Annotated in this window: 18 protein-coding genes and 1 pseudogene; 12 read left to right on the top strand and 7 right to left on the bottom strand. The window is 68.6% G+C overall.

All coding sequences use genetic code 11. The features are described from left to right. Positions 1-25: 25 nt before the first annotated feature. Together ACH4EW_RS11565 and ACH4EW_RS11570 are read right to left on the bottom strand one after the other, a co-directional pair. Positions 26-664, bottom strand: coding sequence for a flavin reductase family protein (locus tag ACH4EW_RS11565; RefSeq protein ID WP_398254615.1), 639 nt, complete (start codon positions 662-664; stop codon positions 26-28). Positions 665-882: 218 nt separating this feature from the next. Continuing rightward, entirely contained in the window at positions 883-1875 is a 993-nt protein-coding gene (locus tag ACH4EW_RS11570) for a GlxA family transcriptional regulator (RefSeq protein WP_398254617.1), read from the bottom strand. 52 nt (positions 1876-1927) lie between these two features. Here ACH4EW_RS11570 and ACH4EW_RS11575 point away from each other — a divergent pair, with 52 nt between their 5' ends. Further along, complete coding sequence (locus tag ACH4EW_RS11575; protein ID WP_398254619.1) at positions 1928-2323, top strand: cupin domain-containing protein; 396 nt, start codon at positions 1928-1930, stop codon at positions 2321-2323. Positions 2324-2436: 113 nt separating this feature from the next. Here ACH4EW_RS11575 and ACH4EW_RS11580 read toward each other — a convergent pair whose 3' ends face one another. The 3 genes from ACH4EW_RS11580 to ACH4EW_RS11590 all read right to left on the bottom strand — a co-directional run bounded on the left by ACH4EW_RS11580 (position 2437) and on the right by ACH4EW_RS11590 (position 5349). Further along, entirely contained in the window at positions 2437-4080 is a 1644-nt protein-coding gene (locus ACH4EW_RS11580) for an alpha/beta hydrolase (protein ID WP_398254620.1), read from the bottom strand. 210 nt (positions 4081-4290) lie between these two features. Further along, a complete protein-coding gene (locus ACH4EW_RS11585; protein WP_398254622.1) occupies positions 4291-4485 on the bottom strand; it encodes a DUF397 domain-containing protein in 195 nt (64 codons plus the stop codon). A gap of 12 nt (positions 4486-4497) precedes the next feature. Next, positions 4498-5349: a helix-turn-helix domain-containing protein gene (locus ACH4EW_RS11590; RefSeq protein WP_398254624.1), complete on the bottom strand. Its 852-nt coding sequence runs from the start codon at positions 5347-5349 to the stop codon at positions 4498-4500. Between the two features lie 278 nt (positions 5350-5627). Here ACH4EW_RS11590 and ACH4EW_RS11595 point away from each other — a divergent pair, with 278 nt between their 5' ends. Continuing rightward, on the top strand, positions 5628-6086 hold the full coding sequence (locus ACH4EW_RS11595; protein WP_398254627.1) for an ATP-binding protein: 459 nt from the start codon (positions 5628-5630) through the stop codon (positions 6084-6086). A gap of 176 nt (positions 6087-6262) precedes the next feature. Here ACH4EW_RS11595 and ACH4EW_RS11600 read toward each other — a convergent pair. Further along, a pseudogene (locus ACH4EW_RS11600) lies at positions 6263-6385 on the bottom strand (alpha/beta hydrolase); the annotation flags it as partial. Positions 6386-6487: 102 nt separating this feature from the next. Continuing rightward, positions 6488-6823, bottom strand: a complete 336-nt coding sequence (locus tag ACH4EW_RS11605) for a DUF427 domain-containing protein (protein WP_398254629.1) — start codon at positions 6821-6823, stop codon at positions 6488-6490. Between the two features lie 100 nt (positions 6824-6923). Here ACH4EW_RS11605 and ACH4EW_RS11610 point away from each other — a divergent pair, with 100 nt between their 5' ends. The 10 genes from ACH4EW_RS11610 to ACH4EW_RS11655 all read left to right on the top strand — a co-directional run bounded on the left by ACH4EW_RS11610 (position 6924) and on the right by ACH4EW_RS11655 (position 20279). Beyond that, on the top strand, positions 6924-7463 hold the full coding sequence (locus ACH4EW_RS11610) for a TIGR00730 family Rossman fold protein (protein WP_398254632.1): 540 nt from the start codon (positions 6924-6926) through the stop codon (positions 7461-7463). A 125-nt stretch (positions 7464-7588) separates the two neighbouring features. Then, entirely contained in the window at positions 7589-8278 is a 690-nt protein-coding gene (locus ACH4EW_RS11615; protein WP_398254635.1) for an SDR family oxidoreductase, read from the top strand. Positions 8279-8421: 143 nt separating this feature from the next. Next, on the top strand, positions 8422-9447 hold the full coding sequence (locus ACH4EW_RS11620) for a methionine synthase (RefSeq protein ID WP_398254638.1): 1026 nt from the start codon (positions 8422-8424) through the stop codon (positions 9445-9447). Between the two features lie 30 nt (positions 9448-9477). Then, positions 9478-11700 (top strand): NAD-dependent DNA ligase LigA, encoded by a 2223-nt coding sequence (ligA, locus tag ACH4EW_RS11625; protein ID WP_398254640.1) that lies wholly within the window; start codon positions 9478-9480, stop codon positions 11698-11700. Positions 11701-12026: 326 nt separating this feature from the next. Further along, positions 12027-14171: a putative bifunctional diguanylate cyclase/phosphodiesterase gene (locus tag ACH4EW_RS11630; RefSeq protein WP_398254642.1), complete on the top strand. Its 2145-nt coding sequence runs from the start codon at positions 12027-12029 to the stop codon at positions 14169-14171. Between the two features lie 174 nt (positions 14172-14345). Further along, positions 14346-14642, top strand: a complete 297-nt coding sequence (gene gatC, locus ACH4EW_RS11635; protein WP_015036350.1) for an Asp-tRNA(Asn)/Glu-tRNA(Gln) amidotransferase subunit GatC — start codon at positions 14346-14348, stop codon at positions 14640-14642. Positions 14643-14647: 5 nt separating this feature from the next. Beyond that, entirely contained in the window at positions 14648-16150 is a 1503-nt protein-coding gene (gatA, locus tag ACH4EW_RS11640) for an Asp-tRNA(Asn)/Glu-tRNA(Gln) amidotransferase subunit GatA (RefSeq protein WP_398254645.1), read from the top strand. After that, positions 16147-16386 (top strand): hypothetical protein, encoded by a 240-nt coding sequence (locus ACH4EW_RS11645; protein WP_398254648.1) that lies wholly within the window; start codon positions 16147-16149, stop codon positions 16384-16386. Before gatA ends, ACH4EW_RS11645 begins: the two co-directional genes overlap by 4 nt. Before the next feature lie 15 nt (positions 16387-16401). Then, the gene (gatB, locus tag ACH4EW_RS11650) at positions 16402-17910 is read left to right on the top strand and encodes an Asp-tRNA(Asn)/Glu-tRNA(Gln) amidotransferase subunit GatB (RefSeq protein ID WP_398254650.1); all 1509 of its coding nucleotides are present in this window, start codon (positions 16402-16404) and stop codon (positions 17908-17910) included. A gap of 245 nt (positions 17911-18155) precedes the next feature. After that, positions 18156-20279: a phosphocholine-specific phospholipase C gene (locus tag ACH4EW_RS11655; protein WP_398254653.1), complete on the top strand. Its 2124-nt coding sequence runs from the start codon at positions 18156-18158 to the stop codon at positions 20277-20279. Positions 20280-20384: the final 105 nt, after the last annotated feature.

The following is a 20384-nucleotide window of genomic DNA, read 5'->3' on the forward strand; positions in this document are numbered from 1 at the left end:
CGAGTTGCTGCCAGGAGGTACCAGCTCAGAGGGCCGTCGACTGAAGCTGATGAGGCATGTTCCAGCCTGCGGCGAGTTTCGAGGGGTGGACGTTACGCCCACCGCCGAAGAACTCGCAGAACTTCATGATGAGCGGGTCCCAGCCGCGCGGATCCACATAGTGCGTGCCCGGGATGACCAGTTCCTCCTCGATATGGGCCCGAAGGACCTCGACCTGGAAGGCGGTGGCGTGCGGCTCGGGACCGCCGAAGGGATGGGCCGAGACGACCCTGCACTCCAGTTGGATCGGACATTCCGCGACCCGCGGCGCCCGGACCAGCTCCGATTCCTGCTCGGTCAGCTGTGCGGTCGAGAACTTGTCCGGCTCGTATCGGTAACCCTGCTTCACCTTGTAGTCCGGCACGGCCTGCTTCCCGGTGGTGAGCGCGATCCGGTCCACGGCGTCGACCATCGCCGAGGAGGGCAGGTTGAGCACGCATTCGCCGTCGCGGAGCAGGTTCGCGGTGGTCTGGGCGTTGTTGCCGAGACCGAGCATGCAGGACTGGCCCAGCCACCATGCGGAGGACATCGGCGCGAGGTTCGCCGTGCCGTCCTCGTTGAGCGAGCTGATCAGCACCACCGGAGTTCCGAAGTACAGGACCTTGAGCCCGGGGACGACGTGCATGCGCTGTGCCTTTCGCAAAGTACCGGCTGGACAGACTCACGATCTGGAGCGCGAGCCGTCGCCGAATCTTCCGGAAGAAGGTGAACGCTGCTGGCGGGAATCAGACCTTGCGTTCCGGCGGGCCGGATCGACGGCAGTGCTGGAGACACCCAGCTGCCTGCCCGTGGGCGCGCGACGACCCGGCGACCACACACGGTGAACAGCAGGACAGACTCCGCCTACCTCACCCCCGGGCCGAACCGACTCCGGTAATCTGACGGACTAAGTCCCGTCTCGCGACGCATGAGCGCGCGCAGATTGGCAGCACTGCCAAGCCCGCTGCGCCGTGCAACCACGTCGAAGTGGTTCTCACCCCGCTCGATCAGCCGGCAGGCCAAGGCGAGGCGTTCCCGTGTGAGCCACGCCAACGGAGTCGTGCCCAGTTGTGCCTGGAAACGGCGATGCAGCGTCGCCGGACTGACTGAGGCGCGCACCGCGAGATCGGCCACCGTGAGCGGTGAGTCCAGCCGCTCCTGGGCCCAGGCCAGGACAGGCGCCAAGGACTCGTCCGGGGCGTCGGGCACGGGGCGTTCGATGAACTGCCGCTGCCCTCCGTCCCTGTGAGCTGCGAAGACCAGCCGTCTGCTGACCGAGTTGGCGACCTCCGCGCCGTGGTCGCGGCGCACGATGTACAGCCCGAGGTCGAGGGCAGCCGCGCTCCCCGCGGCCGTGAGGATGTCACCGTCGTCCACGAACAGCACGTCTTCTTCGAGTCGAACGCAAGGAAAGCGGGCCCGGAAGGAGTCCGCCCATTGCCAGTGCACAGTGGCCCTGCGCCCGTCGAGAACCCCGGCCTCGGCCAGGGTGAACGCACCGCTGCAGAAGCCGACAAGCCTCGCACCGCGCGCGTGCGCCCGCCTAATGGCGTCAAGCACAGCTGGGCGGCGAGCCACCTCGACATCGGGTCGGTTGGGGACGATCAAGGTGTCCGCCGAGCCGGCTGCTTCCAGGTCGGCGACTCCCGTGAGCGTGAAGAAGCCGTCCCTCATCAACGTGCGAGGCTCGGGCGAGCAGAGCCGGAAATCGTAGAGATCACGGCCGATCTCGGGTCTGCGCAGGCCGAAGACCTCGGTTGCGCAGCCGAACTCGAAGGGGTTTGAGTTCTCGTCCACGATCACGACGACCCGGTGCGGGCCCGCCATGCGTGCTGCACGCGAGGATTCTTGCGACATGTGCGATTTCTAGCACTCACGCCTGCCGTGCTCAACCGGCAAGGATTCACCCATGAACAGTGAACCCATCGCCCTCAGCAGGGCTCTGGCCTCCTTTGATGCGCTGTGGAGCCCGCGCATCGTCACCCGTGTCAACGACTACGACGTACGGATCGCCAAGGTCGCCGGCGAGCACCTCTGGCACGTCCACGACGACACCGACGAGTTCTTCCTAGTACTCGACGGGGAGCTGCACATCTCGTTGCGCGAGCCGACCGGGGAGCGCACGGTCAAGCTCACACAGGGCATGGTCTTCACCGTCCCGCGAGGTGCGGAGCACAAGCCGTACGCCCCTACCGGTGCCGCAATCCTTCTCTTTGAGCCCACAGGGACACCGACGGTCGGCGACCGCCATGACGAGATACCCGATCACGTCGACGCGACGACAGGACACGCACTCGACTCTTGACGAACCGCTTTCCTCCGACGCCGACGCCGACGACGCACGATGGGGCGGGACCCCTTCAGGAGGTCCCGCCCTATCGTCAATGGGTCATGCGGCAATGGGCCGTGCGACCGGGCTCAGAAACGGTCCGGGGCACGCTCCGGGAGCGGGGACCCAGGGAGCAGGTCCCGCTTCTGGTTCTTCCGTGCCTCCGCGTTCGAGTCGGCCGTCGCCTCGCAGGTCACGTCCTTCGCCGGGAGCTTGCCGGTGAGCAGGTAGTCGGTGACCGTACCGTCCGTGCACGCGTTGCCGTTCGGGTAGACGCCATGGCCCTCGCCGCCGAGGACGGTGACCATTTTCGAGCCCTTCAGGTAGGAGTGCAGGGCCTGACCGTTGGTCAGCGGGGTCTGCGAGTCCCATTCGTTCTGGACGACCAGGGAGCCGACCTTGTTGTTCACCTTGGTTGCCGGTTCCACGGACTTGTCCCAGAACGCACAGGGCTTGATGCTGGACGTGAAGTCACCGTAGAGCGGGTAACGGCCCTTGTCCTTGATGGCGTCCTGCCGGTAGCTCTCAGGAGCGCGGGACCATGCGGCCGAGTTGTCGCCGCACGCCACGGCCCAGAAGCTCGCCGTCATGTTGTCGGCCGGCACCTCGGCGGCATCGGCGGCGCCTGCGGTCCCGGTCCCCTCGGATCCGGCGGACGCCGTGAGCTTCTTCGCGGAGGCGGGCTCGCCGGCCGCGGCCTTCTTCAGCTGCACGACCCACGCGGTGGCGTACTCCGGGCTGAAGACCGCCCCGCGCATACCTCTCCGGATGTCATCACCGGTGGTCGGCTGCCCCTCTACCTCGATGGGCTTCTCGTCGGCCTGCGCGACCAGGTCCCAGAAGGTCCGGTCGACCTTCTTCGGGGTGTCACCGAGGCCGTACTTCTCCGAACGCTCGGCGGCCCACCCGGTCCACCGGTCGAACGCGGGCTCGGCGCCTTCCGCCCACGACTGGATCATCCCGCGCCAGGCGCGCGCCGGATCGACCGCGCTGTCCAGCACGAACCGGTCGGCCCGGCCCGGGAAGAGCTGGGTGTAGACGGCTCCCAGGTAGGTGCCGTATGAGTAACCCACGTACGAGATCTTCTTCTCACCGAGGATCGCCCGGAGCAGATCCATGTCGCGCGCGGTGTTGCGCGTGGTGATGTGCGGGAGCGTGTCGCCCGCTTTCTCCTTGCACTTGTTAGCGACGTCGCGTGCCCAGGCGACGTCCCTGTCGAACGTCTCCTTCTTGTACGGCCGCAGCCAGTTCTCCTCCTCCGGCTCCAGATCGCAGGAAACCGGGCTGCTCTGTCCCACACCGCGCGGGTCGAAGCCGATGAGGTCGTACTTCTGCTGTGCGGACTCGGGGAGCACATCCTGCATATCCAGCGGCATGTAGAGCCCCTGTCCCCCCGGGCCGCCGGGGTTGGAGAACAGGACACCGTGCCGCTTGTCGGGCGCGGTGCTCTTGATCCGGGATATGGCCAAGTCGATCCGCTTGCCCCCGGGAACCCGGTAATCCAGCGGGACCTTGATCGTGGCGCACTCGAACTCTGCCGGAGAGTCGGCTTCGCACCGCTTCCACTGCGGCTTCTGCTTCACATACCGGTCCAGCGCGCCCTTGGCGGCGAACGAGGAGGCGGTCGACGGGGTGGCGGCCGGAGCGGCCGTGGCCGTCGAGGTGGCGAGCGCGGGAGCCAGCGTTGCTGTGAGGCTCACGGCCAGCAGCGGCGCGAGACGTCCTCTGCGCATGGTATCGATCCTTCCGGTCGCATGTTCGGACAGGAAAGATCTTTCAGGAACCGGCCACGCATGCGGATCCCCCGCTGGGCTGCACCTCCCCCTCCACCCTGGTGATGACGCAACAGTCGTGAGTGGTCCCCGAGTTGTAGGGGACGGACCGCCCTCAGCGACGGGCGGTACCCTAGCGGGCGCCTGCGGTGGACGCGGGCTTGCCCTACCTCAGGTAAGTGTGGACTTGTCGGCCTTCACTCCGCGCACAAGGGCGCGTAGCGCTGCTCGGTTCGTCGATATGACAGCGGCCGGGCTCTCGCTCTCGCGGAGGGCGATGCGGTCCGCCTCCACCGCCGCGACCTCGACACAATTGTTGCCGGAGGCCTCGGAGAACGAGGACTTGAACCAGTTCAGTTCGGGCAAGGCTGACACCTCTTACAGCTCATTTGCAATGGTCAGGATGGCGTCCTGCGACTGCGTCGGATTCAACGCCACCTGTTCGACCGCGTCCAGCCGCCTGCGGAAGTTGGTCAGTTGTGTCGGTGAGTCGAAGTAGACGGCGCCGATGGGCGAGTCCACCTGCACTGTGTCCAGGTGGGGGCTGTGGGCTGCTGCGTACAACACCGAGTCCCCCGCCATGGGGAATCCGCCGATCGAGAACGGGATCACGAGAAGCGTCACGTTGTCGCGCTCGCTCTCTTCCAACAAGCGTTTGAGCTGCGTCTTGGCCACCCGACGGCCACCCACTTGCATCCGTAGGGCTGATTCGTGGATGAGCCCGTTGTACGGGATGGCGGGTTTCTTCGTGAGTACCTGATGGCGGGCCAGACGCTGGGCGATACGCAGCTCGATCTCCAAGCGAGGAAGCGCCGGGATGAAGAGATCGAAGAGAGCCCGCGCGTGGTCTTCGGTTTGGAACATCCCAGGGAGATGCGCGGTCTGGAGCGTCCGGAGACTCGATGCGTGGTGTTCGAGTTCGGATACTTCGAGGAAGTCCGGCGGGATCTTGCCCCGATACTCGTCCCACCAACCTGCCCTTCGGCCACCCGTCATCGTGGCAAGAGCATCGATGAGCGTGGGGTCGTCGCATTCGTAGATGCTGGCCAGCCTGCGAAGGCGCTCCTCGCTGATGCCGAAGCGACCAGCCTCCACGTTCGAAATGGTCGTGCGATCGGTACCCAACAGCTCTGCAGCCTTCGGGGCGGACATGCCTGTTGCTTCGCGCAGCCGCCGAAGCTCTGTGCCGAAACGGCGTTGACGAACTGTTGGTGCCTGCCGTGGTGCCATGTGTCCTCTCCTCGGTCGCGCTCATTGTGTCGATGCCGGATGCGCGCGTCCATCCATCCCAGAAATTCAACTCGTTGGACTGAAAGTGGTCTCACGGGTTGGAAGTTTGTGGTTACTCTATGTCTCGCACTGGTCACGCTGTCGTCACAACGGAAGCGCACCGATCCGCCCCGCCCACCCGGGACGGCGGCCCCCGGACCGGCAATGCCACCGCTCGACAGCGACGGCCCGTGGCGCACTCACACTTGTCACTGCTCGCACGCACCCAGGAGGTGCCCGTGAGGACTGAACCCACCCCCGGCATCCGCCCCCACCCGGTTCCCATCGCGTTCACCGAACCGTGGAGCTACGAACTCAGCTTCCCCTGCGACCCGCGCAGCCCCCGTATCGCCCGCACTGCCCTCAGGGCCATTCTCGGTGCTCACGAGCTGGGTGAACTCACCTACCGCGCGGAGCTGTTGACGTCCGAATTGACTACCAACTCCGTACGGCACACCAAGGGGCCAGCCGCCGTACGGCTCCAGTGGCGGCACCCCGTGCTCCGGGTCAGCGTGTGGGACATGAGCCCGGATCTTCCCGAGCCGTATGCACCGCCTGCGCACCCCGACGCCGAAGCCGGGCGGGGCATGGCCATCCTCGAACTCGTCGCCGACCGCTGGGGAGGGTGCGCCATAGGGGAAGGGGCATGCGGGCCGGGCGGCAAGACTGTCTGGTTCGAGCTCGCCATCGGTGTCTGACGGGAAATGCAGATCAGGGAGGTGTCCGGGTTCGGGTCCGCCGACAGGCGAGCTTCACGGTGCCGGAATCAGCGACCTCTGAGGTCGGGCCGTGTCCCTGCCGGTCATTCCGCACGTGTCCCGCGCGGCCGCGTCCGACCCTGTACGGGCGTGGCTGCGCGGGGTGGACCGTGGGCTCAGGATGCCTGGCGCTCGTACACGTCCCTGGCGAAGAAATCCGCCAGTACTGGGGCCATCACCTGGGGCGCCAGTTCGCGTGTCTGGCCCGTCAGGGCGCGGTGCCGTCGCGGGAGAGAGTCCTACCCGTGTGAAAGTTGACTGCGATGGTGCGGAAAAGTCATCGCCGCAGTCGTGAATTTTTGAGGTTCTTCAAATCGAAAGGCAGCAGCGGTGCTTGACGATCAGTCGGAGACCGTTTCGGTGTCGTAGAAGCAGAAGTGGTCCTTGATCGCGGCGACTTCGGGCTTGGGATCCGGATATGCCCAGACGAGATCGGCCGCGTCCAGCAGCGACCAGTAGGAGGCATCGCCCTTGAACGGGCAGTGGGTATGGGTGTCCGAAGCCGTCAGGAGTTCCGTGCGTACGTCCTCGGGCGGCAGGTAGTAGCGGACCGGGCAGCCCGTCTCGCGCAGGACGAGCGGGCGCCTGCTCTCGGCGAGCACCTGTCCGTCGCGCACCACACGTACATGCTCGGTGCCGGGTTCGACGGTGATGATGTGTCCTCGTGTGGAAGTCATATCTGGTACAGCGGCGCCACGGGCCGGTTTCTTCCCCGGCGTCGGCTGGATGTCCGCCTGTCCGCCCGGGGGCGTCAGTGCTGGCCCTTACCGTGTCCGCATGAACATTTGCGTTTTCCTCTCCGCCGCCGACCTCGACGACCACTACACCCAGCCCGCCCGCGAATTCGCCGAGCTGCTCGGTCGGGGCGGGCACACCTTGGTCTGGGGAGGGTCGGAGAGCGGCCTGATGAAGGTCGTGGCCGACGGGGTGCAGGAATCGGGCGGACGACTGGTCGGGGTATCGGTCGAATTCCTGGCCGCGAAGGCCCGTACCAACGCGGACGAGATGGTGATCGCGCGTGATCTCGCCGAGCGCAAGGCGCTGCTGCTGGAGAAGGCCGACGCGATCGTGATCATGGTGGGGGGTACGGGCACGCTCGACGAGGCGACCGAGATCCTGGAGCTGAAGAAGCACGGCAAGCACGGCAAGCCGGTGGTCCTGCTCAACACGGCGGGCTTCTACGACGGGCTGCGCCAGCAGTTCCAGCGCATGGAGGACGAGGGCTTCCTGCCCATCCCGCTGAGCGACCTGGTGTTCTTCGCGAAGGACGGCGTGGGCGCCTTGGCCCACCTGGAGGAGTGGTCCGGCCTGCAGTGACGCGGGGGCGGTGAGCCGCTTGCCGTGACCGGCCGCGGTGACCCGCTTGCCGTGACCGGCCGCGGTGACCCGCTTGCGGCGACCGGTCGGCGGGGTGCGGTCGGGCAGGGTGCGATCATGGGGGCATGTCCACTCATGTCATCACCGGGGCCGGCTCCGGCATCGGCGCAGCTGTCACCCGTCGTCTTCTGGAACGCGGGGACGAGACCGTGCTGCTGGCCCGTGATGCGGGTCGTGCGAGGGAGCTGGCCGAGCTCCACCCCGGCGCCCGTACGCTCGTCGGTGACCTCTCCAATCCGGACCGGCTCTCCTGGGCTTTCGCTCAGCAGGCGGTGCCGGAGCGGGTCGACTCGCTGCTGCACATCGCGGGCGTCGTCGAGCTCGGCAAGGTCGGTGAACTCACGCCCAAGGCATGGCACTTCCAGCTCAACGCCAATCTGGTCGCGCCCGCCGAGCTGACCCGGCTCCTCCTGCCGCAACTGCGGGTCGCCCAGGGCCATGTGCTCTTCGTGAACTCGGGCTCCGGCCTCGCCGCGCACGCCGAGTGGAGCGCGTATGCCGCGAGCAAGCACGGCCTCAAGGCGCTCGCCGACTCGCTGCGCCAGGAGGAGCACGCGGGCGGCGTCCGGGTGACCTCCGTCTATCCGGGGCGCACCGCCAGCCCCATGCAGGCCAAGGTCCACCAGCAGGAGGGCAAGGAGTACGACCCCTCCCGCTGGATCGACCCGGAGTCGGTGGCCACCACGATCCTGATGGCCATCGACCTGCCGCGCGACGCCGAGGTCAACGACCTCACGGTGCGTCCCGGCCGCTGAGCGCCCGGTTGCCGGACAGGGCCGGTGCCGGACTGTCGCGCGGGATGCCGCCCCGGGGAGGTCCCGGCCGCCTCACGGAGGGCCGGACCTCCCTAAGGGCTGTCCCGCGACGGGCCCGGCCGCCCGGACCGTAGGCTTCCCGTGTGAGCGAGAAGAGCAAGTTCAGGGTTCGCCGGGCCACCGGAATCGGTTCCATGCCCGGGGGAGACGCACGGGAGGCGGCCAAGACCGTCACCGGGTCCTTCGGGGACGGCGAGGGCCTGCCGTATCTGGCGGAACTTCCGGCCCGCGGGCCCGGTGCGGACATGATCGGGCGGACCATCGGGCTGCTCGTCGACCTGTACGGCCATGTCGAGCCCAGTGGCTGGCGGATCAGCGACCGGCCCGGACGGGACACCCGCCGGGCCAGGTCATGGCTCGGCGAGGACCTCGACGCGCTGGAGGAGTTCACCCAGGGGTACGAGGGACCGCTCAAGGTCCAGGCCGTCGGGCCCTGGACGCTGGCCGCCGCACTGGAACGGCGGAGCGGCGAGGCCGCGCTCGGCGATCTCGGTGCCTGCCGCGACCTGGCGGGCTCGCTCACGGAGGGGCTGGGCGCCCACCTCGCGGAGGTACGGCGCAGGGTGCCCGGCGCGGAAGTGGTCCTCCAGCTCGACGAACCGTCGCTGACCGGCGTATTGCGCGGGCAGATCAGGACGGCGAGTGGCTACCGCACCTATCGGGCCGTGGACCGTCAGGTCGTGGAGGGGACCCTGCGTGATGTGCTGGCGGCGGGCGGGGAGGGGGCGACGGTCGTGCACACCTGTGCGCCCGATGTACCGTTCGCGCTGCTGCGCCGGGCCGGGGCCGACGGGATCTCGTTCGATTTCTCGTTGCTCACCGAGCGTGAGGAAGAGGCGATCGGGGAAGCGGTCGAGGGCGGCACCCAGCTCTTCCTCGGGGTGGTTCCGGGCACCGACCCGGCCTCAGGCGGATTGTCCGACCCGGGCGGTAGCGTCATGGGTGTCAGGACGCTGTGGCGCAGGCTGGGGCTGAATCCGGGGACTCTGACGGAGTCCGTGGTGATCACCCCGTCGTGCGGGCTCGCGGGTGCCTCGCCCGCGTACGCGCGCGCCGCGCTCGCCCACTGCGCCCGGGCCGCGAGATCGCTCGCAGACAACCCTGAGTAACGGGGCAACGGGTAACGGGAGGACGGGACGATGGTCGGCGAACAGCAGATGGCAGTGCCCTCACAGGCGCAGGAGCAGCACGCACTCCTCGCCGAGCAGATCGAGGAGCACCGCTTCCGGTATTACGTGAACGACCAGCCGGTCGTGAGCGACGCCGAGTTCGACCGGCTGATGCGCGCGCTGGAGGCCCTGGAGGAGACATATCCGCAGCTGCGCACGCCGGATTCGCCGACGCAGAAGGTCGCGGGGCCGTATCTGACGGAATTCACCTCCGTCGAGCACCGCGAGCGGATGCTCTCGCTGGACAACGCCTTCGACGACGTGGAGTTGGCGGCGTGGGGCGAGCGGATCGCCAAGGACGCCGGCTCCGCCGACCACCACTTCCTGTGCGAGCTGAAGGTCGACGGTCTCGCGGTCAACCTCACCTATGAGCACGGGCGGCTGACCCGGGCCGCGACCCGCGGCGACGGCCGCACCGGCGAGGACATCACCCCCAACGTCCGCACGATCGCCGAGATCCCGCACCGGCTGAAGGGTGACCGGGTTCCCGCGCTGGTCGAGATCCGCGGTGAGGTCTTCTTCCCGATGGAGGCCTTCGAGGAGCTCAACGCCCGGCTCGTCGAGGCCGAGGACAAGCCATTTGCCAACCCGCGCAACGCGGCGGCGGGTTCACTGCGCCAGAAGGACCCGAAGGTCACCGCCACCCGCCCGCTGCACATGGTGGTGCACGGCATCGGCGCCCGCGAGGGCTTCGACATCGACTGCCTCTCGCACGCCTACGAGCTGCTGCGTGAATGGGGTCTGCCCACGGCCAGGCACAACAAGGTGGTGGGTTCCCTCGACGAGGTAAGGGAGTTCATCGCGTACTTCGGCGAGAACCGGCATTCCGTGGAGCACGAGATCGACGGCGTCGTCGTCAAGCTCGACGAGATCCCGCTCCAGGGCCGGCTCGGCTCCACCTCGCGCGCCCCGCGCTGGGCGATCGCCTGGAAGTACCCGCCGGAGGAGGTCAACACCAAGCTGGTGAACATCCGGGTCGGCGTCGGACGTACCGGCCGGGTCACGCCGTACGCCCAGGTCGAGCCGGTCGAGGTGGCGGGCTCCGAGGTGGAGTTCGCCACCCTGCACAACCAGAACGTGGTGAAGGCGAAGGGCGTCCTCATCGGGGACACAGTGGTGCTCCGCAAGGCGGGCGATGTGATCCCGGAGATCCTCGGCCCGGTCGTCGATCTGCGCGACGGCACCGAGCAGGCGTTCGTGATGCCGTCGCACTGCCCCGAATGCGGTACGGAGCTGCGGCCCATGAAGGAGGCCGACATCGACGTCCGCTGTCCCAACGCGCGTTCCTGCCCAGCGCAGTTGCGCGAGCGCCTCGCCTACCTCGCGGGGCGCAAGTGCCTCGACATCGACCACTTCGGCTATGTCGCGGCCGCTGCCCTGACCAAGCCGCTGGAGCCCGCCGAGCCGCCGCTGCGTGACGAGGGCGATCTCTTCGGGCTGACCGTCGAGCAGTTGCTGCCGATCCGGGCCTATGTCCTGGATCAGGACAGCGGACTGCCCAAGCGCGATCCGAAGACCGGTGAGGAGAAGACCGCCTGGGTCTTCGCCAACCAGCAGGGCGAGCCGAAGAAGAACGCCCTCGCCATGCTCGATGCCGTCGCCGCGGCCAAGGGCGCCCCGCTGGCCCGGATCCTCACCGGTCTCTCCATCCGCCATGTGGGCCCGGTCGCGGCCGAGGAGCTGGCCCGTCAGTTCCGCTCCATCGACCGGATCGACGAGGCGACCGAACAGGAGCTCGCCGATACCGACGGGGTCGGCCCCATCATCGCCGCCTCGGTGAAGCAGTGGTTCGCCGAGGACTGGCACCGGGAGATCCTGCGCAAGTGGCGGGAGGCCGGGGTCCGGATGGAGGACGAGGGGGCGGGGGAGGAAGTGGGACCGCGCCCGCTCGAAGGACTCACCGTCGTCGTCACCGGCACGCTGGCCGGGCACACCAGGGACGGCGCGAAAGAGGCGCTCCAGAGCCGGGGGGCGAAGGTCACGGGTTCCGTCTCGAAGAAGACCTCCTTCGTGGTCGTCGGCGAAAACCCCGGCTCGAAGTACGACAAGGCGATGCAGCTGAAGGTGCCCGTGCTGGACGAGGACGGCTTCGCCGTACTGCTCGAACAGGGTCCGGACGCAGCACGCGAGGCGGCGGTACCCGTCGCAGAGCCGACGGAACAGGGCAGCTCCGTCGCAGAGCCGACGGAATAGGACGATTCCCCGTCGGACAGTCCCGGCATGGGGCCGATCGGTGGGCGAGCGGCGAACAAGACGGTGCGGAAAGGGTGTAGAGGGGCGAACGCGAAAAGGGTTGTCTTCGGGGGCCGGGTTCACCCGATCAGCGCATACCAGATGCTGACGGACGGTCGGTCTGCATTCGGGCAAGAGCTGTAGAGCGCTGCCCGTAGAAGCCTTCTGCGGCCTACTGTTGAGATATGCACCTGCCGTGCCCGGCCACGGGGTGGGAAATCGGGTCGTGGCGGCATGGAGCCGAACCATCGGTCCACATCGGCACCGCCGGCTGTGAGAGGGACGGAATGAAACCGACCGAGAGCGCCGCACCGGTGTTGCGGCTGCAAGGTTTCGTCGGCCATATGCCCAAAGTGGGTGCCGTCATCGTGGCGATCGCCGTTGTCCAGCTCGCGACCGGTTTCTACCGGACCGTGAGCGAAGGACACGCACTCTTCCCCGACGGCAGGGTCGGCTGGTCCCTCGCCGTCCTCACCGGAATCATCGTCGGCCATCTGGTCACACTCGGACGCGACCGCTGGTGGGGCGGCACCGGTTCCGGGTCCGCCCTCACCCTTGCCGTGCTGCTCCTCTACGGCTGGGTGCCCGCCGGTCTGGTCAGCCTGGTCGTCGTCGTCCTCGTCGGCGCGGTCCGCAGACACCGGTGGTGGCAGGGGCTGTTGCACGGCGCGGTGGACATCCTGGGGATCGGCGCGGCAGCCCTGGTGCTCGCCGCGTTCGGTGAGGCGCAGACCGTCGAGTCGCCCTGGCAGCCACTCGACTGGGGCATCGCCACCGTGCCGGAAGTCCTCCTGGCCGCCGCCACCTATCTTGTGGTGACCAGGGTCCTGCTGTGGTACACACGGGCGCCCCAGGGCTGCGGGCTGCCGACCGTCGCCCGCACCGCCCTGCTGCGCCAGGGCCTCGTCGCGGTGGCCCTGCTCGGCATCGCGCCGCTGATCTGCGTCGTCGCGATGGCCATGCCCGTACTCCTGCCGCTCTTCGCGGTCCCGTTGATCGCCCTGGACTCCACCCTCCGGATCGCCCGCGCCCGGGCCGAGGAGCAGCTGCGTGACCCGCTGACCGGACTGCCCAACCGGCAGTGGCTGCTGGAACGCACCTGGACGGCCCTGGAGGACGCCGAGTCCATCGGCGCCAGGTCCGCTCTCGTCCTGATCGACCTCGACCGTTTCCGTGCGGTCAACGACACCCTCGGTCATCTGGCGGGGGACCGGCTGCTGCTGCAGATAGCGGAACGTCTCAGACTCGCGCTCCCGCGAGGAACGGAGGCCGCGCGGCTCGGTGGTGACGAATTCGCCGTGCTCCTGCCGACCGCCGACTCCGCCACCAGTGCCCAGCGGGTCGCCCGCCATCTGGTCGCCGAGCTGTCCTCCCCGCTGGACCTGGACGGTCTGACCCTGGTGCTGGAGGCGAGTGCCGGGGTCGCCGTCTACCCGGACCACGCACTGGACGCCGAAGGGCTGCTCAGGCGTGCGGACGTGGCGATGTACCAGGCCAAGCGCGACCGTACGGGCGTCGAGGTGTACGAGTCGAAGCGGGACAGCAACACTCCGGACCGGCTCGGGCTCCTGGGCGATCTGCGGCGTGCGCTGGACGCCGGCGAGGTGGAGCTCCACTACCAGCCGAAGGTCCGCTTCGACGGCCAGGTGGCCGGCCTCGAAGCGCTGGTGCGCTGGGTGCATCCGGAACGCGGGCGGGTCCCTCCGGACGAGTTCATCGCCATCGCCGAGTCGTCCGGCCTGATGCCGCACCTCACGGAGTACGTCCTGGAGACGGCGCTGGCCCAGGTCGCCCGGTGGCGGGCGCAGGGGCTGTTCGTCCCGGTCGCGGTCAACGTCTCCCCGCGCGACGTCCACACCCCCGGATTCGCGGGCGGCGTCGCGGCCCGGCTCGCCCGGCACGGCGTCCCGGCCGGGGCGCTGCAACTGGAAATAACGGAACACGTACTGCTGGAGGACCCGCAGCGCGCCGCAGACACCCTCGCCGGACTCGCCGGACACGGCGTGAAGATGTCCCTCGACGACTTCGGTACGGGGTACTCCTCGCTGGTCCATCTACGCCGGCTGCCGGTCAGCGAGCTGAAGATCGACCGGTCGTTCGTGGCCCGTCTGGCCGTCGACAACGAGGACGCGGAGATCGTCCGCTGCACGATCGACCTGGCCCACTCGCTCGGCCTGCTGGTCGTCGCGGAAGGGGTCGAGGACGACGAGACCTGGGAGCGGCTGCGGGATCTGCGGTGCGATGCGGTGCAGGGGTGGCTGGTCGCCGCCGCGATGCCGCCGCAGGAGACGACGGCCTGGCTGCGGGCGCGGGGAGAGCACGGGTGGCGGCGGCCGGCGGAGCTGGCGGCCGCGGCGGCAGCCGGTGCGACGCCCGAGCTGGAGCAGCGGACGTCCGGGCGGTCGGCCGAGTCGCGGTCCGCGACGACGTGAACGCGGGGGTGCGGCGTGTGGGCACCGGGGGCGTCCGGTGCCCGCTCCGCCGTCGACCGCCGGACGGGCTTGAAACCGGATCTGACCAGGGTGTTCGCCCGGGTGGCGGGAGTGGCTGTGGGCGACACCATAGGATTGGGCCAAAACCACACACCAACCCCTGAGGATCGCTGCATGCCTGGCATCACGCGCGAGGAGGTCGCCCACCTCGCCCGGCTGGCACGTCTGGAACTGAAGGGCGAAGAGCTCGATCACTTCGCCGGTCAGCTCGACGACATCATCGGCGCGGTCGCCCGCGTCTCCGAGGTCGCCGACCAAGACGTACCGCCGACCTCCCACCCGCTGCCGCTGACCAACGTCATGCGCGCGGACGAGGTCCGTCCGTCGCTCACCCCCGAGCAGGCGCTCTCCGGCGCCCCGGCCCAGGAGCAGCAGCGTTTCAAGGTGCCGCAGATCCTGGGGGAGGACTAACAGCCATGACGGACAACAGCACCATCATCAAGCTCACCGCAGCCGAGATCGCCGCGAAGATCGCGGCCGGCGAGTTCACGGCCGTCGAGGTCACCGAGGCCCACCTGGCCCGGATCGACGCGGTCGACGAGAAGGTCCACGCCTTCCTCCACATCGACCGCGAGGGCGCGCTCGCGCAGGCCCGTGCCATCGACGCCAAGAAGGCGGCCGGCGAGAAGCTCGGACCGCTGGCCGGTGTCCCGCTCGCGCTGAAGGACATCTTCACCACCGAGGGCATGCCGACCACCGTCGGCTCCAAGATCCTCGAAGGCTGGATCCCGCCGTACGACGCGACTCTCACCAAGAAGCTGAAGGCCGCCGACGTCGTCATCCTCGGCAAGACCAACATGGACGAGTTCGCCATGGGGTCCTCCACCGAGAACAGCGCCTACGGCCCGACCGGCAACCCGTGGGATCTCACCCGTATCCCGGGCGGCTCCGGCGGCGGCTCCTCGGCCGCGCTCGCGTCGTACGAGGCCCCGCTCGCCATCGGCACGGACACCGGCGGTTCCATCCGCCAGCCCGCGGCCGTCACCGGAACCGTCGGCGTCAAGCCCACCTACGGCGGCGTCTCCCGCTACGGCATGGTGGCGTTCTCCAGCTCCCTGGACCAGGGCGGGCCCTGCGCCCGTACCGTCCTGGACGCGGCCCTGCTGCACGAGGTGATCGCCGGGCACGACCCGCTCGACTCGACGTCCATCGACGCCCCGGTCCCGCCGGTCGTCGAGGCCGCGCGCAACGGCAGCGTCGACGGCATGCGCGTCGGTGTCGTCAAGCAGTTCGCCGGTGAGGGCTACCAGCCCGGTGTCGTCCAGCGCTTCAACGAGTCGGTCGAGCTGCTGAAGTCGCTCGGTGCCACGATCGTCGAGCTGGACTGCCCGTCGTTCGACCTGGCCCTGTCGGCGTACTACCTGATCGCGCCGTCCGAGTGCTCCTCCAACCTGGCCCGCTTCGACGCCATGCGTTACGGCCTGCGGGTCGGCGACGACGGCACGAAGTCCGCCGAGGACGTCACCGCGCTCACCCGCGAGGCCGGCTTCGGCGACGAGGTCAAGCGCCGCGTCATCCTCGGTACGTACGCCCTCAGCTCCGGCTACTACGACGCGTACTACGGCTCGGCGCAGAAGGTCCGCACCCTCATCACCCAGGACTTCGAGAAGGCCTTCGAGCAGGTCGACGTCATCGTCTCCCCGACGACGCCGACCACCGCCTTCCCGATCGGCGAGCGCGCCGACGACCCGATGGCGATGTACCTCGCGGACCTGTGCACCATTCCGACCAACCTCGCCGGCAACTCCGCCATGTCGCTGCCCTGCGGCCTGGCCCCGGAGGACGGCCTGCCGGTCGGACTGCAGATCATCGCCCCCGCCATGAAGGACGACCGGCTGTACAAGGTCGGAGCCGCCGTCGAGGCCGCCTTCGTGGAAAAGTGGGGCCACCCGCTGCTGGAGGAGGCTCCGTCGCTGTGAGCGCACTGACCAAGGCCAAGGGCTTCAAGAAGTCCAAGACCGGTACGTACCTGTCCATCGGCACCACCGCCTTCGGGGCCATCGGCGTCGCCAAGCAGGCCAAGAAGGCCCGCTGCGAACACGACACGCTCCGACTGGTCGACGCCGTTGTCTCCGCCGCCGCCATCGCCACTGGTATCGCCCTGCTGCTGCGCGAACTCAAGCGCATCGGCGATGACGACGTACTGCTGGGCTGAGAGGGAAGTTTCACCGTGACTGTCACCGACCTGGTGTCGTACGAGGACGCGCTCGCGTCCTACGACCCCGTCATGGGCCTGGAGGTCCATGTCGAGCTCGGCACCAAGACCAAGATGTTCTGCGGCTGCTCGACCGAGCTCAAGCAGGACGCCAACTCACAGACCTGCCCGGTCTGTCTCGGCCTGCCCGGCGCGCTGCCCGTCGTCAACGAGATCGGCGTCGAGTCCGCCGTCAAGATCGGCCTCGCGCTGAACTGCGAGATCGCCGAGTGGTGCCGCTTCGCCCGGAAGAACTACTTCTATCCGGACATGCCGAAGAACTTCCAGACCTCCCAGTACGACGAGCCGATCGCCTACAACGGCTATCTGGACGTCCAGCTGGAGGACGGGGAGATCTTCCGGGTGCAGATCGAGCGCGCCCACATGGAGGAGGACACCGGCAAGTCGACCCACGTCGGCGGCGCCACCGGCCGTATCCAGGGCGCGTCCCACTCCCTGCTCGACTACAACCGTGCGGGCATCCCGCTCATCGAGATCGTCACCAAGCCGATCGAGGGAGCGGGCGCGCGTGCCCCCGAGGTCGCCAAGGCGTACGTCGCCGAGCTCCGCGAGCTCATCAAGGCGCTCGGTGTGTCGGAGGCCCGGATGGAGATGGGCCAGATGCGCTGCGACGTCAACCTGTCGCTGCGCCCCAACGGCACCGAGACGTTCGGTACGCGCTCCGAGACGAAGAACGTGAACTCGCTGCGTTCCGTCGAGCGCGCCGCCCGCTTCGAGATCCAGCGCCACGCCGCGGTGCTGAGCTCGGGCGGCACGGTCGTGCAGGAGACCCGGCACTTCCACGAGGAGGACGGCTCGACCACGGCCGGCCGCATCAAGGACAACGCCGAGGACTACCGCTACTTCCCCGAGCCCGACCTGGTTCCGGTCGCCCCGGCCCGCGAGTGGGTCGAGGAGCTCCGCAAGGGCCTCCCCGAGCTGCCGCGGCTGCGTCGCAACCGGCTGAAGGAGGAGTGGGGCGTCTCCGAGCACGACATGCAGTCCATCCTCAACGCCGGTGCGGTCGACCTGATCGTCGCCACGACCGACGCGGGCGCCCCCTCGGACCAGGCCCGCAAGTGGTGGATGGGCGAGCTGGCCCGTAACGCCAACGAGACAGGCCGCGGCCTCGACGAGCTGCCGATCACCCCGGCGCAGGTCGCCAGGGTGGCCGAACTCGTCACCTCGGGCGACCTCAACGACAAGCTGGCACGCCAGGTCATCGAGGGCGTCCTCGCGGGCGAGGGCGCCCCGGACACCGTCGTCGAGAAGCGCGGCCTGAAGGTCGTCTCCGACGAGGGCGCGCTGGGCACGGCCGTGGACGAGGCCATCGCCGCCAACGCGGCCATCGCGGACAAGATCCGCGGCGGCAAGATCGCGGCGGCGGGCGCGCTCGTCGGCGCGGTCATGAAGGCCACCCGAGGCCAGGCGGACGCGGCCCGCGTGCGCGAGCTGATCCTGGAGAAGCTCGGCGTCGAGGGCTGATCCCGGAGAGGCCTGCCGTCCTGTGCGTGGGCGGTTCCCGTATGTCCCTGAAGGGGCGGTGCACCCGTGAGCCGGGTGCACCGCCCCTTCACCCATCCCGAGAGCTCAGGGTCCGCCGAACACCGAGCGGTCGGACTATTCGGGACGACCTGTCGGACGTTCACCACCGAGCCGCACGAATTCCTTCCCCGCGCCACCTGGCTTGATTAGATTCCGGGCCATACCACAGGACTTGGGAGGCTCACTTGACCACGGACATTTCACGGCGACGGCTCTTCGCGCTCGGCGGCGGCGCACTCGGTGTCGCAGCGGCGGGGTCGCTGCTCCCGCCGTCGCTGCAGGCCGCGATCGCCGCACAGCCGGCGCACTCGCCGGGGTCCGGTGGTGGCGGGCTCGGAGCCATCAAGCACGTGGTGATCCTGATGCAGGAGAACCGTTCCTTCGACCATTACTTCGGGACGCTCCGGGGAGTACGCGGCTTCGGCGACCGCAACGCCGTCGAACTGCCCTCCGGCAAGCCGGTCTTCGAGCAGCCCGCCCCGCTCGGCACCTCCGTGCTGCCGTTCCCGGTGCGGGACGCCGCCGAGACGCAGAAGAAGGACCTCCAGTACATCGGCGAGCTCGACCACTCCTGGAACGGTGGCGGCAAGGCATGGGCCGGAGGGTGGATGAACGGCTGGGTGACCGCCAAGACGGCCGCCACCATGGCGTACTACGACCGTCGCGACATCCCGCTGCACTATGAACTGGCCGACACCTTCACGGTCTGTGACGCCTACCACTCCTCCATCCACTCCTCGACCAGCCCCAACCGCAACCACCTGTGGAGCGGGAAGACGGGCAACGAGGCGAACGGCAAGCGGGCCGTCGGGAACGACGCGTACAACGAGGGCAGACACCCCGGGTACGACTGGAGCACGTACGCGGAGCGGCTGGAGAAGGCCGGGCGCAGCTGGCGCACGTACACCGAGTGGGAGAACTTCACCGACAACCAGATCGAGTTCTTCGCCACCTTCAAGGCGATAGCCCGCAAGGCGCTGGCGAAGACCGGCGGCCATACGTACATGGAGTCGTTCTACTCGGCGATACGAAACGCGGACGCCACGCAGCGGCAGCGGCTGTTCGGCCTGCTCGAAGAGGGTGTCGCCACCCTGGACAAGACCGAACGCAGCCTCTTCGAGCGTGGGCTGCGCCGGGTGGAGACCGGAACGCTGGCCGACGAGTTCGCCAAGGACGTGGCGGCCGGCACGCTGCCCGAGGTCTCCTATCTGGTGCCGTCGGCCGTCGACTCCGAGCACCCGAGCGTCTCCTCACCGATCCACAGCGCGACGATCGTCTACAAGGTCCTGGACGCGCTGGGCAAGCACCCCGATGTGTGGCGGCACACCGCCGTCCTCATCAACTACGACGAGAACGACGGCTTCTTCGACCACGTGCCGCCGCCGGTCGCGCCGCCCGAGGTTGCCGAGGAGCGGTGGGAGGGCAAGCCCACCGGTCTCGGGATGCGGGTGCCGCTGCTCGTGGTGTCGCCGTGGACCGTGGGTGGCTACGTCTGCTCCGAGGTCTTCGACCACACCTCCGTGGTCCGCTTCCTGGAGCGCTGGACCGGCGTGAAGGAACCGAACATCGGCGACTGGCGGCGCACCGTCACCGGCGATCTGACCTCGGCCTTCGACTTCGGGCACGCGCGGCGCCGGCCCGACGTGGAACAGCCGGGCGCCATTCCGCCGTTCAGCGGACGCTGGGCGCCGAAGCCGCCGCTCGTGCAGCACATGCCCGTACAGGAGCCGGGGACACGCCCGGCCCGTGCGCTGCCGTACCAGCCGGACGCCCAGGCGAAGCTGGTGGACGGGGCGGTGCAGCTGGCCCTCAGCAACACAGGGCGCTCGTCCGCGCATTTCGCGCTGTATCCGTACGCGGGGGAGTTCCCCGTACCGCAGCACCGCGATGTGAAGGGCACGGCGCAATGGACGGTGCCCCTCACCGGTGCGGCGTACCGGTTCACGGTGACGGGGCCGAACGGCTTCCGGCGCGAGTTCGCCGGTCCCGCGAAGGACGGTGTTTCGGCTGGGGCGGAGGTCGCCTCGCGGATCGACGCGCATGAGCGCGATCTGCATCTCACCCTGCGCAACACGGGGCGCACGACACTCACCTTCACCGTGCGGCCCCTGGGCTACGTCGACGAGGCCGATCTGCGGGACTGGACCAGGACCGTCAAGGTCAAGCCGGGACGCAGCCGTACAGTCGTGCACTCGGCGGCCGACGCACACGGCTGGTACGACCTGGCCGTCACCGTCGACGGGGACGATGCCTTCCGGCGCCGGCTGATGGGGCACATCGAGAACGGCCGGGCGAGCGTCTCCGGCTGACGTGGTGAGGCGGCCCGCGGGCCGTGGTGATCTCTGCCACCTTTGTGATTAAAGCCACGAAAGGGACAAAGGATCATTACTGGCTGCGAGAGTGGCTGTTCTCAG

Source organism: Streptomyces sp. NPDC018000 (assembly GCF_044328025.1).
In the GTDB taxonomy this organism is placed as follows: Bacteria; Actinomycetota; Actinomycetes; order Streptomycetales; family Streptomycetaceae; genus Streptomyces.

Excerpts from the sequence above, each read along its gene's own strand:
- ACH4EW_RS11605 (WP_398254629.1), bottom strand. The coding sequence starts at position 6,823 with ATGACTTCCACACGAGGACACATCATCACCGTCGAACCCGGCACCGAG.
- ACH4EW_RS11610 (WP_398254632.1), top strand. The coding sequence starts at position 6,924 with ATGAACATTTGCGTTTTCCTCTCCGCCGCCGACCTCGACGACCACTAC.
- gatA (WP_398254645.1), top strand. The coding sequence starts at position 14,648 with ATGACGGACAACAGCACCATCATCAAGCTCACCGCAGCCGAGATCGCC.
- ACH4EW_RS11590 (WP_398254624.1), bottom strand. The coding sequence starts at position 5,349 with ATGGCACCACGGCAGGCACCAACAGTTCGTCAACGCCGTTTCGGCACA.
- ACH4EW_RS11575 (WP_398254619.1), top strand. The coding sequence starts at position 1,928 with ATGAACAGTGAACCCATCGCCCTCAGCAGGGCTCTGGCCTCCTTTGAT.
- ACH4EW_RS11565 (WP_398254615.1), bottom strand. The coding sequence starts at position 664 with ATGCACGTCGTCCCCGGGCTCAAGGTCCTGTACTTCGGAACTCCGGTG.
- ACH4EW_RS11570 (WP_398254617.1), bottom strand. The coding sequence starts at position 1,875 with ATGTCGCAAGAATCCTCGCGTGCAGCACGCATGGCGGGCCCGCACCGG.
- ligA (WP_398254640.1), top strand. The coding sequence starts at position 9,478 with ATGGTCGGCGAACAGCAGATGGCAGTGCCCTCACAGGCGCAGGAGCAG.
- gatC (WP_015036350.1), top strand. The coding sequence starts at position 14,346 with ATGCCTGGCATCACGCGCGAGGAGGTCGCCCACCTCGCCCGGCTGGCA.
- ACH4EW_RS11630 (WP_398254642.1), top strand. The coding sequence starts at position 12,027 with ATGAAACCGACCGAGAGCGCCGCACCGGTGTTGCGGCTGCAAGGTTTC.
- ACH4EW_RS11615 (WP_398254635.1), top strand. The coding sequence starts at position 7,589 with ATGTCCACTCATGTCATCACCGGGGCCGGCTCCGGCATCGGCGCAGCT.
- ACH4EW_RS11580 (WP_398254620.1), bottom strand. The coding sequence starts at position 4,080 with ATGCGCAGAGGACGTCTCGCGCCGCTGCTGGCCGTGAGCCTCACAGCA.